This window comes from Candidatus Acidulodesulfobacterium acidiphilum (genome assembly GCA_008534395.1).
Lineage (GTDB): Bacteria > SZUA-79 > SZUA-79 > Acidulodesulfobacterales > Acidulodesulfobacteraceae > Acidulodesulfobacterium_A > Acidulodesulfobacterium_A acidiphilum.
In genome coordinates, this window is the sequence record SHMQ01000017.1 from 32,824 (window position 1) to 46,675 (window position 13,852).

At 34.9% G+C, this 13,852-nt stretch carries 13 protein-coding genes; 5 read left to right on the forward strand and 8 right to left on the reverse strand.

Features of this window, described 5'->3' with window-relative positions; genetic code table 11:
* Positions 1-40 precede the first annotated feature (40 nt).
* The 4 genes from EVJ48_06865 to purH are packed head-to-tail and all read right to left on the reverse strand — an operon-like array spanning position 41 to position 4,199.
* Complete coding sequence (locus tag EVJ48_06865) at positions 41-706, reverse strand: threonylcarbamoyl-AMP synthase (GenBank protein RZV38541.1); 666 nt, start codon at positions 704-706, stop codon at positions 41-43.
* Positions 707-764: 58 nt separating this feature from the next.
* Positions 765-1,253, reverse strand: coding sequence for a hypothetical protein (locus EVJ48_06870; protein ID RZV38542.1), 489 nt, complete (start codon positions 1,251-1,253; stop codon positions 765-767).
* A gap of 31 nt (positions 1,254-1,284) precedes the next feature.
* Complete coding sequence (gene purD, locus EVJ48_06875; protein ID RZV38543.1) at positions 1,285-2,568, reverse strand: phosphoribosylamine--glycine ligase; 1,284 nt, start codon at positions 2,566-2,568, stop codon at positions 1,285-1,287.
* Between the two features lie 38 nt (positions 2,569-2,606).
* Positions 2,607-4,199, reverse strand: a complete 1,593-nt coding sequence (gene purH / locus EVJ48_06880) for a bifunctional phosphoribosylaminoimidazolecarboxamide formyltransferase/IMP cyclohydrolase (protein RZV38544.1) — start codon at positions 4,197-4,199, stop codon at positions 2,607-2,609.
* A gap of 419 nt (positions 4,200-4,618) precedes the next feature.
* Here purH and EVJ48_06885 point away from each other — a divergent pair, with 419 nt between their 5' ends.
* The 3 genes from EVJ48_06885 to EVJ48_06895 all read left to right on the forward strand — a co-directional run bounded on the left by EVJ48_06885 (position 4,619) and on the right by EVJ48_06895 (position 7,164).
* On the forward strand, positions 4,619-5,530 hold the full coding sequence (locus EVJ48_06885; GenBank protein ID RZV38545.1) for a sugar kinase: 912 nt from the start codon (positions 4,619-4,621) through the stop codon (positions 5,528-5,530).
* Between the two features lie 68 nt (positions 5,531-5,598).
* Positions 5,599-6,396 carry a tetratricopeptide repeat protein gene (locus tag EVJ48_06890; GenBank protein RZV38546.1) on the forward strand — a complete coding sequence of 266 codons (798 nt, stop codon included), beginning with the start codon at positions 5,599-5,601 and terminating at the stop codon, positions 6,394-6,396.
* Between the two features lie 15 nt (positions 6,397-6,411).
* The gene (locus EVJ48_06895) at positions 6,412-7,164 is read left to right on the forward strand and encodes a helix-turn-helix domain-containing protein (GenBank protein ID RZV38547.1); all 753 of its coding nucleotides are present in this window, start codon (positions 6,412-6,414) and stop codon (positions 7,162-7,164) included.
* A 15-nt stretch (positions 7,165-7,179) separates the two neighbouring features.
* Here EVJ48_06895 and EVJ48_06900 read toward each other — a convergent pair whose 3' ends face one another.
* Complete coding sequence (locus EVJ48_06900; protein RZV38548.1) at positions 7,180-7,926, reverse strand: hypothetical protein; 747 nt, start codon at positions 7,924-7,926, stop codon at positions 7,180-7,182.
* A gap of 165 nt (positions 7,927-8,091) precedes the next feature.
* Here EVJ48_06900 and EVJ48_06905 point away from each other — a divergent pair, with 165 nt between their 5' ends.
* Positions 8,092-8,325, forward strand: a complete 234-nt coding sequence (locus EVJ48_06905) for a sulfurtransferase TusA family protein (protein RZV38549.1) — start codon at positions 8,092-8,094, stop codon at positions 8,323-8,325.
* A gap of 248 nt (positions 8,326-8,573) precedes the next feature.
* Complete coding sequence (tatC, locus tag EVJ48_06910; protein ID RZV38550.1) at positions 8,574-9,446, forward strand: twin-arginine translocase subunit TatC; 873 nt, start codon at positions 8,574-8,576, stop codon at positions 9,444-9,446.
* A gap of 20 nt (positions 9,447-9,466) precedes the next feature.
* Here the strand turns inward: tatC and recJ are convergent, their stop codons facing one another.
* The 3 genes from recJ to secD all read right to left on the reverse strand — a co-directional run.
* Positions 9,467-11,392: a single-stranded-DNA-specific exonuclease RecJ gene (gene recJ, locus EVJ48_06915; GenBank protein ID RZV38551.1), complete on the reverse strand. Its 1,926-nt coding sequence runs from the start codon at positions 11,390-11,392 to the stop codon at positions 9,467-9,469.
* A 34-nt stretch (positions 11,393-11,426) separates the two neighbouring features.
* Entirely contained in the window at positions 11,427-12,233 is an 807-nt protein-coding gene (secF, locus tag EVJ48_06920; GenBank protein RZV38555.1) for a protein translocase subunit SecF, read from the reverse strand.
* A 137-nt stretch (positions 12,234-12,370) separates the two neighbouring features.
* On the reverse strand, positions 12,371-13,852 hold a 1,482-nt coding region (gene secD, locus EVJ48_06925), incomplete at its 5' end, for a protein translocase subunit SecD (protein ID RZV38552.1).

Sequence of the window (13,852 nt, forward strand, 5' to 3'; positions counted from 1 at the left end):
CATTTTGTTATTTGGTTTGTTTATTTTCATCAAAAAAAAATCAATTATTTTTAATAGAACACATAAGCCTTTTTTTGATATTGTTTTCTCCTTCTCTGACGACTTCTATATTTTTACCGTTTTTAAGTAATCTTATTATAGTAGAAGAACCGCCTGTAAGCTCTCCGGCATTTATCGCTATAACATTTGCGCAATCTTTTTCGGGTATACCGGATAAAAACATTTTATTCAGTTCGTTAAAATCCGAAAAACTTTCTTTACCGGATGAATTTGCGCTCGTAGAAATTAGAGGAAAATCAATCATATCAAAAATTTTTTCTGCAAACGGATGAGGAGAAATTCTTGCGGCGCAAGAGTCTAAACCGCCGGTAAATAAGTAATTATTTAAAAGTATCTTTTTTTTTAATTTAAAGATAATCGTGAGAGGTCCAGGCCAAAATTTAGATATTAAATCTTCTTCAGGCCTCTTTAATTCCGCAATATCTACAAGCATTTTTAAATCTTTAACCAATATCGGAAGCGGTTTTTTAAAATCTCTGCCTTTAAAAGCGTATATTTTTTTTACCGCGTTGTCGTTCAAAGCGTTTCCGCCTATTGCGTAAGATGTTTCCGTCGGATATATTATTATGCCGGAATTCCGAAGATGCTCTTTGATTAAAACATATTCTTCATCAGTCAATGCGTTGAATTCATAAATTTTTACCATACTTTATTCTTTATAATATATGCTTTATTTAAAAATTTATATCTCTATTTGTTTCTAATTATTTTTCTTCGTTTTTATGGTTTTCGACGTCTTCATGGGACGAAACTATGACGTAAACGCCGCAAAGAGTGATAAAAATCCCGACCCATCTCATTAAAGGAACCGGCTCGTCAAGCGTAATGGCGGCAAGTATCACAGTCAACAAGATGCCGATACTGACAAAAGGATATGCGACCGAAAGGTCGATTTTAGAAAGCGTTTTTATCCAAAAAAACATAGATATCAAATACAGGATTATTCCCGCTATAACAAACTTATTCATAAAAATAACAGTCAGTATTTTTACGGTTTTTATTATTAAAACATATTTTTTGTATTTTAACGGTTGCGCGGATAATGACGAAGCCGGGCTTTTACCGCTTAAACTTCCGGCAGCGTTTTTAATATTTATCATTCCGTATTTCATAGATAACTGCGCAAAAACGCCGGTTAAAATACTTATTAAAATATTAAGTAGTACCTGAGGTTTGAATTTAATTAAATGCATAAATTATATCGCTTAGTTGTTGCTTAAAAAATTAATTTAAAGCTTTACCTATATCTTTCCTGTAATATTTATCTTTAAAATCTATCTTTTCAGCAATATCGTAAACAGCTTTTATTATATCTTTTCCTTTCCCTTTTGCGCAGATGTTTAAAACTCTGCCGCCGTCGGTTGAGTATTTTCCGCCGTTTTTTTTTGTTCCTGCATGAAAAATATAGTATTCTATGCCGTTTTTATCGGTAAGTCCATTATTATTAAAATTTTTATCAAAAATTATTTCGTAACCCGTTTTATAATCTTTAGGGTAACCGCCGGAAGCAATAACGAGACATAAGGACTCGTTACCGTCGAAAACAAGGTTATAATCTTTTAAATTTTCGTTTATTACGCTTAAAAACAGTTCTATTATATCGGATTCAAGCCTTATGAGTATGGCCTGAGTCTCAGGATCTCCGAATCTTACGTTAAATTCGAGGACGTAGATATCTTCGCCCTTTATAATTAGTCCTGCGTACAGTATTCCTTTATATTTTATTCCTTCTTTTTTTAATCCTTCCAGCGTAGGTTCTATGACGTTTTTGTTTATTTTGTTAATTAAGTCTTCGGAAACATACGGGTTCGGCGTAACGGCGCCCATGCCGCCGGTATTTTCTCCTGTATCTCCGTCTCCGATTTTTTTGTAATCCATGCTGGTAATTAACGGCTTATATGATATTCCGTCAGTAACTATCATATAAGAAAGTTCAAACCCGTCTAAATAATCTTCTATAACGACCGTCTCTCCGCTTTTGCCGAATATTTTGTCGACAAATATGGATTTCAGTATTTTATCGGATTCCCCGGCATTTTTTGAAATGAAAACGCCTTTTCCTGCCGCAAGCCCGCTTGCTTTTATAACTAAAGGATGCGGCTTATTTTTGACGTAATTTTCGGCTTCGCTTAAATCGTCGAAAGATTTGTATCCTGCCGTTTTTATATTATATTTTTTAAGAAAATCTTTAGAAAATTTTTTAGACGACTCTAAAAGCGCGGCTTTTTTGTCGGGTCCGAATATTTTAAGCCCTGCAGAAGTAAATTCATCGGCTATACCCATAGACAAAGGTATTTCTGGACCTACTACGGTTAAGTCTATTGTATTTTTTAAAGCAAAATCAAGAAGCCCTTTTATATCGTCCTGTTTAATAGGAACGTTAACCGCAACGGTTTCGGTCCCGCCGTTTCCGGGTGCGCAGTAAATTTCTGTTTCTATTTTTGATTTTTTAACGGCATAGGCTATGGCATTTTCCCTGCCGCCGGAACCGATTATTAATATTTTCATTTTATTATTTTCCATTTTCAAAAAGAGAGCAGATTTATTTAATGCTTAAAATGCCGTATGCCGGTAAAAATCATTGGTATATTAAATTTATTTGCCGCATCTATAACTTCTTCGTCCCTGATAGAGCCTCCCGGTTGTATTATCCCGTTTACGCCGATTTCTGCGGCATATTCGACTGAATCTTTAAACGGGAAAAAGCCGTCCGATGCCATGACGAAACCTTTTATTTCGCCGTATGCGTTTTTCATTTTTTCATGAGCAAATACCGCGCTGTCGATTCTGGACATCTGTCCCGCGCCTATGCCGGCGGTAGCGCCGTTTTTCGCATACACTATCGCGTTAGATTTAACGTGTTTTGCAATTTTCCAGGCAAATAAAAGGTCATTTAATACCGATTCCGGCATTTTAACGCCGGTTACCGTTTTGAAATTAGACGTATCGTCGGATGCATCGTCCGTTTCCTGTATTAATATTCCTCCCGAAGCCGTTCTCAGAGACGGATAACCTTTAAAACTTTCCGTAATTTTCTTGTCGTAACGTATTATTATAGTATTTTTTTTTGTTTCAAGTATATTTAATGCTTCCTTGTCGTAATCCGGAGCCAGTATTATTTCTACGAAAAAAGGTTTAATTTCGAGAGCGGTATCTTTATCTAATTTTTTATTGAATACTATTATGCCGCCGTAAGAAGAAACTTCGTCGGTTTGTCTTGCTTTTAAAAAGGCGTCTTTTTGGGAGACGGAACTTAAAGCGGCTCCGCATGGATTGGTATGCTTAATGATAGCGGAAAAAAATTCTTTTTTCTTATTTCCTTCAAAATCTTTAATAATTCCGAGCGCCGAATCTATGTCTAGCAAATTATTGTAAGATATTTCTTTGCCGGAAAGTTTTTCAAAAGGCATCGAACGGTCTTTTGAATAAAAAGCCGCTTTTTGATGAGGATTTTCGCCGTATCTTAGATTGAAATTTTTTTTTATGTTTATATTAATTTCTTCCGTATTTTCTTTGTAAAAATCTGCATTGACGGAGGAAAATCGGGATTCTGCATCCTGATTTAAAAAACCGGCTATAGCCGAATCGTATTCCGAAGTTAGTTTAAATGTTTCATATGCGTAGAGCTTTCTGAGTTCCAGCGGAATTTTTTCTTTATTTTTAAGGAAAGTAATTATATCTTCGTAAAATGAAGGATTAATTACGACCGTCACGTCTTTAAAATTTTTTGCCGCCGCTCTTAACAGGGAAACGCCGCCTATGTCTATAAATTCAAGTTTTTCGTCGAAAGTTATATCTTTGTCTTTCATTTCTTTAAAAGGATAAAGATTTACTATTACGAAATCTATGGGGGTTATTCCGTTTTTTATCATATCGTCTCTGTGATTTTCGTTGTTTCTTATTGATAGTATGCCGCCGAAAACTGCAGGATGCAGAGTTTTAACCCTTCCGTCCAAAATTTCCGGAAAGCCGGTTATTTCTTCAATTTTTTTTAATTTATTAATTCCGGCCGATTTTAAAAATTTATAAGTATTTCCGGTTGCTATTACCGTATAGCCGGCAATTTCCAAATGCGTCGCCAGCTCCGTTATTTGTGTCTTATCGTAAACGGAAATAAGGGCATACTTAGTTTTTTGCATAATAATTTAATACCTTTTTTTAAATTAATTTGATTTTAAAATATTATATATAGTAGAATATATGAAAAAATTTATTATATTCTACTAATTTTAATTATTTATTTCAATATAAATAATAATTTTATTGAGAGCGGGAGGAAGATATTTAATGAAAAAAATAAAAATTGCGCTTCTTGCATTTATACTTTTAGTCGCGATAAATTTTTTAAGCGGATGCGCGCTTTTGGTGGTAGGCGGACTTGCCGGGACCACCGGATATTTAGCGGCAAAGCAGGGGTACGGCGTACAGTCTCCCGTTACAAAAAAGTAACAAAAGCAAATTTAACGGGGCGGTTTTTTACTGCAATTATTGCCTTAATCAAATTAAGTACGCCGCCGCCCGTTATTAATATTATTAATTAATTTAATGGAGTAATTTTATGGCAATTACAGTTATAGGTTCTATAGCAATAGACGAAATTGAAACTCCTTTCGAAAAAACAGGAGATATTCTAGGGGGTTCGGCGACATATTTTTCTATGGCGGCATCGTTTTTAACCGACGTAAAAATTATAGGAACGGTCGGCAAAGATTTCGACAAAAAACATTTAAACGTTTTTAAAGACAGATCTATAAATATTAAAAATATCAAGACAGAGGACGGCAAAACTTTCAGGTGGAAGGGCAGATACGGCTACGATATGTCCGACCCCGAAACTATAATGACTGAACTCGGCGTATTTTCTTCATTTAAACCGGTTGTTCCTCATGATTCTAAAGACGATATGATATTTCTTGCAAATATAGATCCGGAAATACAGTTTGATGCGCTTAAACAGATGAGTTCTCCTAAACTTTCGGCTCTAGATACTATGAATTTTTGGATAGACGGTAAAAAAGAAAAACTTATAAATGTTCTTAAATTAACCGATATATTTATAATCAACGAATCCGAGGCAAGGCTTTTAACGGGTAAATCTTCAATTTTCGACTGCGCCGAAACTATTTTTAAATACGGCGCAAAGATATTGATTTTAAAAAGAGGAGCATACGGCGCCACGATGTTTTTTGAAAATAAATTTTTTATGGTTCCGGCGTATCCTTTGGAAAACGTCGTAGATCCCACGGGAGCAGGCGATTCTTTTGCGGGCGGTTTTCTCGGCTATATGGATAATACTGGAGATATGTCGTTTGAAAATCTTAAAAAAGCGCTCGTGTTCGGAAATATTATGGCTTCGTTTGCCGTAGAAGGTTTTTCCGTAAGCAGATTTTTGACTATACGGATGGACGAAATTAAAGAAAGATTTAAAAAATTCAGGGAAATGACTTATTTTGAGGAGCTTAACGTATAAATCCTCTTGCATTTATAGTTTTATTTAATTAACCCTTTAATAATATTCTATTATTTATCTTATTTATTATGGAATACATTGGTAAAAAAAGCTTTTTAAAGTTTGCAGTCTTATTATTAATTGCTGCGGTAATTTTTCCTTTGCTGTCCGGTTGCGGCATGTCGGCGGTTTCCAAAAAAAACAAACTTAAATCGAATCTTTATTATAGGCTCGGCGTAGGTTTTTATCATAACGGCAATTATATAAAAGCAATGCAGGAATTTATAAGGGCTAAAATGTTTTATTCGTATTCCGCTAAAAATTATAACGCCATAGGTATAATATATATGAAAACCGCCCGCGAGAACAGAGCCGTAAAAAACTTTAAAAAAGCCGTAAAAATAAATCCTCAATTTTCGGATGCATATTATAATTTAGGTTTAATATACATAAAAAAGAAAAATTACAGGCAGGCAAAAATATATCTGAAAAAAGCATTAAAAAACCCTTTTTATAACAAACCTTACGAAAGTTATACGCAGCTTGCAAAAATTTATATAGCCGAAAACAAAATTAAAAAAGCGAAAAAAATATTGACCGTGTCCATGCTTCTCGACAAAAATTATTTTTTAACTTATTATTATCTTGGAAAATGTATGCTTTTAGAAAACAATCTGCCGGCAGGGCTGTATTATTTTAAAAAAACATTAGATGCAAATATGTTTTTTATGCCTGCCAAATATTACGAAGGCTTGATATATTTTAAACAAAAAAGATATAATAAAGCAAAATATATATTTTATTCGGTGTATGGTGCTGATAAAGCGGATAAATACGGCGTAGAATCTTTAAAATATATTAAGAAAATCCTTATCTTGTTAAAATAAAGCGGGTGCATATTTATGGAAAATGAAGATTCCTATTATGAAACTGTCGGAGAATATCTAAGTACGAGCAGGAAGTCTTCAAGGCTTGGAATAGCGGAAGTTTCAAATATAACCAAAATAAATGCGTCTTATATAGAAGCAATAGAAAACGACGATTTTTCTTTGTTTTCTTCACCTCAGCTATTAAAAGGATATATAAAACTTCTTGCAAAAACCGTAAATGCCGATGAAAAAAAGGCCGTTTCTTTATTTGAATCGGAATTAAAAAGCAATTTTACCGGCAAAGCGGTCGAAGATATAGTCGGAGAAAAATTTAAAGAAGAAATAAAGAGATCACAGAGTTTCCGTAGAAAATTTTTATTCATATTATTCGGCGGAATTTTAATTATTATTTTGTCTTATGTTTCGTTAAAATTATACGGTTACATAAAAACATTAAGAGCCTCAGAGGCGCATAAAGTCTCTATGCCGCTTAATTCTCCGGCCGCCGTGAATCCTGTTAAAAAAAAACTTAAGAAATACGGCATACTGCTCAAAGGAAAAATAGTAAAAAAAACGTGGGTAGCGGTCAAAATAGACGAAAGGCATACAAAAACGTCCATGCTTTATCCCGAAGAGTCTAAGACTTGGAAAGCAGATAAGAGATTAAGGATTAAAATAGGAAACGCAGGCGGTATTATATTGAATTATAACGGCAAAGATATCGGAAAGCCCGGCAAAGAAGGGCAGGTCGTAACTTTGTTTTTCCCGCCTAAAAAGAAAAAGTAGCAGAAGACCGAAATATTATATCTTTTTCCTGCTTTTAGAGGCATAACCTATTTTATCGAATATAAAAGAAAGCATCAGTAATATTATTCCGATTGCCGATATAATAAGCGCAAGATAGTCATCCTCTATATTTATATTAAATCCCTGTAAACCCCAGTAAATTCCAAAACTCAATAGCAGAACGGATGCCAATCCTTTCATCCAGTGAGACGGTATTTTCTTAAAATATTTTCTTAAATAATAAACCGAAAGCAGTATAACTATGATTGAACTTAAGGCAAGAGCCGATATTACCGAAAGCCACTGTTTGTCCGTAACGGCAAAAGGGACTGCCACAACCGCTACTTCGAATGCTTCTATTATTACGGCATTTAGCGCAACGATGAAGGATTTGAAAGAGCATTTTTGATGTTTTACCATAGCGCTTTCAGCTTTTTTAAAAAGCGGTTTTTCTCCTATTTTTTTTGAAAAAGGAGTTAAATAGAATACAAAACTTATCAGTTTATAAGAAAAATATAAACCGACCGCTAAAAGTATCCCGCCTATTATTAATTTGACTGTAGTTATAGGTACCGTTTTAATTATAGTTACTCCGCCTAAGAAAAGAATAAACAGCGTTCCGACGAATCCTATCAGGGCGCCGGCTAACGCGCTGGAAAGCCCTATGTCTTCACCCACTATAAAAACTATAGCCGACACTTCGCTAAGTTCCACTATTGCAACGGAAAATACGGCTATAAATATTAATATACTGAAATTCATAATATGTAAATTATACCAGAGTTTTAAAAAAATTGATATAAAAATCTTTATTGACTTTTTTATCGTTAAGTAATAAGCTAAAAGAATCTAAGAATTATACAGTTGCATTTGTTTATTCAAGAGATGTATAATTTTAATATTATTATTTATTAAGGAGGTTACATTATGGCAGTATCGTCAAACAAAACACTTGATGCAAGCGGGTTATCATGCCCTCTTCCCATCGTCAAAACAAAAAAAGAAATCGACACCATGTCTTCAGGACAGGTCCTTGAGGTAATATCGACCGATCCCGGTTCAAAAAACGACATGGCGGCTTGGTGCAACAGGACAGGAAATAAGCTGTTGGAATCTTCGGAAGAAGGCGGAAAATTTAAATTTTACGTCCAGAAATCTTAAGTATGCGTTTTAAGCCCCAAAAAGCGGCCTTTTAATAAAGCATTGCTTCAATTTAAAAGCGTAATTGGGAGTCCGAGCATATAAATCAAAGTTTAATTTACGATTTATACCTATAGGCGGTTTTGCAATCCGCTTTTTAATATGGTACCGGAATTCAATTCCGGTACCGTCACAATATTGATTATCCTGTTATTTCTCTTATTTTAAAACTTGCTTTTTTTGCTAAACGTTATAGTTATAGAAGATAGATGCCGAATAAAAACAATAAAAATAAAGAACCTTCCAAACTTAACGAAGCAGGAAGAATGTCATTCGTCGAACATTTTTCCGAACTAAGAAAGAGGATTATTTATGTATTTATAGCGATAATAATCTGCACGGGTTTTTCATGGCATTTATCTTATAAGGCTATAAATATTATAGAAACTCCTTTGGAAAAGCCGACATATATAACATATTTTGCCGGATATGCAAAAAAAATTATAAAGAAAAAAATACCTTTCGTTTATTATTCGTTCGGATTAAATAAGACTCCTAAAAAATTTCAAAAACATATTCTGCACTATTCAAAACCGCTTGAGCCGTTTTTTATGCAGGTTAAGGTTTCTCTTATTCTGGGGCTTATGATTGCATTTCCTTTTATTCTGTTTGAGTTCTGGCAGTTTATAAAGCCGGGGCTTTTAAAAAAAGAAAGAATGTATCTTTTACCTTTTTTATTTTTCGGTACGCTTTTTTTTATTTCCGGCGTAATTTTTATGGTTTTTTATATATGGCCCGCAGTTATTAATTTTTCGTTAAGTTACCAGAGTCCGAATCTTTCGCCCTTAATAAACCTGACCCATTATATTAATTTTGCTCTGAGGCTTGGTCTTATATTCGGTTTAATATTTGAACTGCCGCTTATTTCCGCTCTGTTTTCCCTTGCAGGCATATTGAAGCCTAATTTTTTAAAAAAATACCGCAAATATGCGCTTCTTATAAGTCTTATAATAGCGGCATTTCATGCCGATATAGTAACTATGTTTTTTATAGCCGTGCCTCTTTACTCTATGTACGAAATCAGCATTCTTATATCTTCTTTTATATGGAGATTTAAAAAGCGGGACGGTTTAACCGCCTAAAATCTAACGCCTGTATATTGTTAGATAAAATCGAGTATTTTTATATAGCCGTTAAATAGTTCAAATATTATGCCGTCCACCTTTATCGCATTCTCCGTACAGTTTATGCAGTTGTTTAAAATATCCCTTATAGATTTTTGCCTGTTGAATACCATAGCCTTATGTTTCGCCGCATCTTTTTCCTTATCGAGAGAATTTCCAGAAATATTAAGCGTAAAATAGCAGTTTAAATAACCCTTGTTTTTTGAATTTTTATTTTTGAATTCACGTCTGTTAATATCTAATAAATTAATATCTCTCAATAAAAATTTAGGCTGTTCGTTTAACGGTCCGCAGGGGGAAATTATTTTTATTATTTCCGGCAGTTCCCTGCCGGAAAGCAGTTCTATATTAATTTCTTCGTCATAGCAGTAAGACGATGCGGTTTTTTCCGCTTTGAGATCGCCGTTTGCCGTCTTATTATATTCGGAAGCGTTATTTACTACGGCGTCTATAAAATTTTCGATATCGGAGCCTTTTTTCAAAGTCAGTCCGCAAGCCATTTTATGTCCGCCGAATTTTATAAAAAAAGATTCGTATTGTTTTAAAAAAGCGTATATATCTATATCTCCGCATGACCTGGCGGAACCTATATATACTTTTTCTTTGTAACCTGTGAGCAGTAAAACCGGTTTTTTGAAATAATCGGAAATCTTGGATGAAACAATACCTATTACTCCGGGGTGCCACGATTCGCCTTTTAGCATAATTATGGGAAGCGATTTTTCCGATACTTTGGATTTTTCTTCTATTAAATTCATAGCTTCCGTAAAGCAAGCGTCTTCAAGCTGCTGCCTTTTTCTGTTAAAAGATTCAAGTTCCTGTGCAAGATTAAAAGCGGTTTTTTGGTCGTTTTGCGTTAAAAGTTCTACTGCTACGGCAGGGTCGCCTACTCTGCCTGCCGCATTAATTTTCGGCGCGATTTTCCATGCTATGTCGGATTCGTTTACGTTATCAAAATGCAGACCGCATATACGTCTCAATTCTTTTATACCGGACCTGGGATTTTCATTTAATATCTGCAGTCCGTAACGGGTAAGAATTCTATTATCGCCATACATAGGAACTATATCCGCTACTATGCCGAGGCAGACTATATCTAGATAATCTTTGAGGTTGGGATAACTGTCTAATAATTCTTCTTTTACTAAAATTTTTCTTATTGCGATTCCAAGGTTAAAGGCTATGCCGACGCCCGGTAAAAATTTAAAAGGAAACTTATCTCCTTTTCGTTTTGGGTTTAATACGGCGAATGCAGGCGGAAGGATTTCTTCTTCTCCGTTTAAAGGCACTTCATGGTGGTCGCATATTATTACGTCGATATTCTTGGAATTTGCATACGCAACCTCTTTAACGCCCGTTATTCCAAGGTCGACCGCTATAATCAGCGACAGCGGTTTGCCGCCCTTATCGTTTATCTCGGAATATATTTCGTCTATCGGGTCTATACCGAGACCGTAGCCGTCTTTAATTCTGTCCGGAAGTTTATAAAAAACAGAACGATTATCGGTATCCGCATTTTTTTTTAATATTTTTTTTAATTCCCTTAGAAAAGAAACCAGAAAAGAAGTAGCCGTTATTCCGTCCACGTCGTAATCGCCGTATATGCAAATCGATTCGTCTTCCAAAAGCGCTTTTATAATGCGCTTAACGGCTTTATCCATATCGGATATAAGAAAAGGGTCGTTAAGATATTTCAAAGAAGGGTTAAGATAATTATCTATAAAGCAGGATAAACTGATTTTTAAGATATCGCCGGAATCCACGTTTTCAAGGTTTTCTACTTTATAAAACGGGTCGGAATTTAACTGGGAAATTATTCTTTTAGATATAAGCGAGGATGCGGTACTGCTCAAGTATAAAGGCAAATGTTCTTTTAAATATTTATATACATATTCTTTTTCCATATTTTAATTTAATGATTTTTATATACGGCCGCTTTTATTTATAATGTTTCTCGTTTAAAATAACCATAATAGGGCTTGCTATAAATATCGACGAATAAGTTCCTATTAAAACCCCAAGAAGCAAAGTGAAGGCAAAATCGTGAAGAACTATGCCTCCGAGGAAAAAAAGGGACAATACGACCAATACCACGGTAAGAGAAGTAACCACCGTTCTGGTCAAAACTTGATTTATACTTATATTAACCAGACCTTTTAAATCTATATGTTTTGCCTTTTCGGTTTCTATTTTTAGATTTTCCCTAATTCTGTCGAATACGACCACTTTGTCGGTAAGGGAATATCCTGCAACCGTAAGCACCGCAGTTATGACGAGAAGAGTTATCTCTTTCTGAAAGATAAAAATAACTCCCAGTAAAGCAAGTACGTCGTGTGCAAGACCTATAGCCGCAGCCAAACCGAATCTGAATTCAAAACGCCAAGTTATATATAATATTATGGCAATAATAGCTATGACAACGGCAATAACGGCGTCTTTAGCAAGTTTTTTACCGACGGAAGGACCTATCATTTCGCTGCTGACCACTTTTGGAGGATTTTCCTTGAAAGATTTTTTTATCACTTTTTTAATTTTTGCGGTATATGCATTCAAATCTTTTGCCATAGCTTTAGTCTGTATTATAATATCATTCTTTCCTTTGATTTTAACGATTTTAACGTCTTTAAAACCTGCGGGAATCAAGACTTTTCTCACGGACGAAATTGATATTTTATGTTTAAATGCGAGCTGCATAGATAAACCGCCGGTGAAATCTATTCCTATCCTTGCGGTGCCGGCTATCATGCTTATTATCTCAATAATGCCGAATATCACCAGAATGGACGAAAGAACAAAAGAATATTTTCTTTTGCCTATAAAATTGTAATGCGTATTTTTTATAAATTCCAATTTTTACTCCTTTCCGTTTTTATTTATAATCGTTAGATACTTAATTTCTTAAGTTCTTTTTTGTTAGAAATTATATCGAATATAACCTTCGTACCAACTAATGAAGTGAAAAGATTTATGAGTATGCCCAAAGAAAGCGTTACCGCAAAACCTTTTACAGGACCGGAACCGAAATAGAAAAGAACAGCGGCGGTAATAAGAGCGGTGACGTGAGAATCCAATATGGTAAAAAAAGCTTTGTTATATCCGTTTTCTATAGCTATTACGACCGGTTTACCTTCTCTTAATTCTTCCCTTATTCTTTCGAATATAAGAACGTTTGAATCGACAGACATACCGATGGTAAGTATAATACCCGCAATACCCGGCAGGGTAAGCGTCGCCCCGAAAAGCGAAAGGGCAGCCATAAGAAAAAGAACGTTTTCCAATAATGCGAAATCGGCAATTAAGCCTGAAAATTTATAATAAAATACCATAAACAGAATAACAAGTATGGTACCGACTATAGCCGCAAGTATTCCGTCGTGAATAGAGTCTGCTCCAAGAGTAGGTCCGACGGTATTATTTTGTATTATTTTTACAGGAGCGGGAAGTGCGCCGGAACGTAAAGCTATTGCAAGATTATCCGCCTGCGCTATAGTAAAATGCCCCGAAATGGAAGCATTGCCTCCAAGTATAGGTTCTTCTATTACCGGTGCCGAAATAACGTTACGGTCTAATATAATCGCAAGCCTTTTTCCCGTATATTTTGTAGTAATTTTGGCGAAAAGCTGCGTTCCCGCAGAATTTAAAGAAACTCCCACTTCTGGCTGGTTATACTGATTCATCTGGACGTTTGCGCTTGAAATAGCTGAACCGTCCATAAGTACCGTTTTCTTTAAAAGATAAGGTATTTTTGTAGTTTTGTGGCTGTACTTATTATATTTTATATGATATAAGATTTCGTCGCCTTTGGGTATTTTACCGTTCAATGCTTTTACTATATTGTGTTTGTCGTCGACTAATTTAAAAGTAAGCCTTGCCGTTTTTCCTATTAATTTAATAGCCTGTTTGACGTTTTTAACTCCGGGCAGTTCCACGACTATTAAATTTTTTCCCTGCCTTGCTATTTTAGGAGCGACGAGTCCGAACTGGTCGATCCTGTTTCTCATTACTTCCACGGCTCCGCTAACCGCTTCTTTTTTATACAAAGAAAGCGCCGACGGTTTAAAACTGATTATATCGTTAGATAAATTTAACGAAACATGGTGATTTTTAATATATCTTTTAAGAGCGGATAAGCCGGATTTATTCTTAAGAATACTGCCGCTTAATACTATATAATTATTTTTGAAAGTTAAATCGGATGTTTTTTCAATCTTTTTTGCTTCGACGAAAGATTTTATGTCGGCATAATCTTTGTATAATTTTTCTTTCACGGCTTTTCCGGTTTCTACTTTTTCTACTAGATAAACGCCTCCCTGGAGATCCAGTCCAAGATGCATTTCGGCGTTGCCTATTACCGCTTTCCACCA

Bases quoted from the DNA above. Each gene is read 5' to 3' on its own strand.
- EVJ48_06900 (RZV38548.1), bottom strand. From the start codon at position 7,926: ATGAATTTCAGTATATTAATATTTATAGCCGTATTTTCCGTTGCAATA.
- recJ (RZV38551.1), bottom strand. From the start codon at position 11,392: ATGGAAAAAGAATATGTATATAAATATTTAAAAGAACATTTGCCTTTA.
- purD (RZV38543.1), bottom strand. From the start codon at position 2,568: ATGAAAATATTAATAATCGGTTCCGGCGGCAGGGAAAATGCCATAGCC.
- EVJ48_06870 (RZV38542.1), bottom strand. From the start codon at position 1,253: ATGCATTTAATTAAATTCAAACCTCAGGTACTACTTAATATTTTAATA.
- EVJ48_06895 (RZV38547.1), top strand. From the start codon at position 6,412: ATGGAAAATGAAGATTCCTATTATGAAACTGTCGGAGAATATCTAAGT.
- EVJ48_06905 (RZV38549.1), top strand. From the start codon at position 8,092: ATGGCAGTATCGTCAAACAAAACACTTGATGCAAGCGGGTTATCATGC.
- EVJ48_06890 (RZV38546.1), top strand. From the start codon at position 5,599: ATGGAATACATTGGTAAAAAAAGCTTTTTAAAGTTTGCAGTCTTATTA.
- secF (RZV38555.1), bottom strand. From the start codon at position 12,233: ATGATAGCCGGCACCGCAAGGATAGGAATAGATTTCACCGGCGGTTTA.
- tatC (RZV38550.1), top strand. From the start codon at position 8,574: ATGCCGAATAAAAACAATAAAAATAAAGAACCTTCCAAACTTAACGAA.
- EVJ48_06865 (RZV38541.1), bottom strand. From the start codon at position 706: ATGGTAAAAATTTATGAATTCAACGCATTGACTGATGAAGAATATGTT.
- EVJ48_06885 (RZV38545.1), top strand. From the start codon at position 4,619: ATGGCAATTACAGTTATAGGTTCTATAGCAATAGACGAAATTGAAACT.
- purH (RZV38544.1), bottom strand. From the start codon at position 4,199: ATGCAAAAAACTAAGTATGCCCTTATTTCCGTTTACGATAAGACACAA.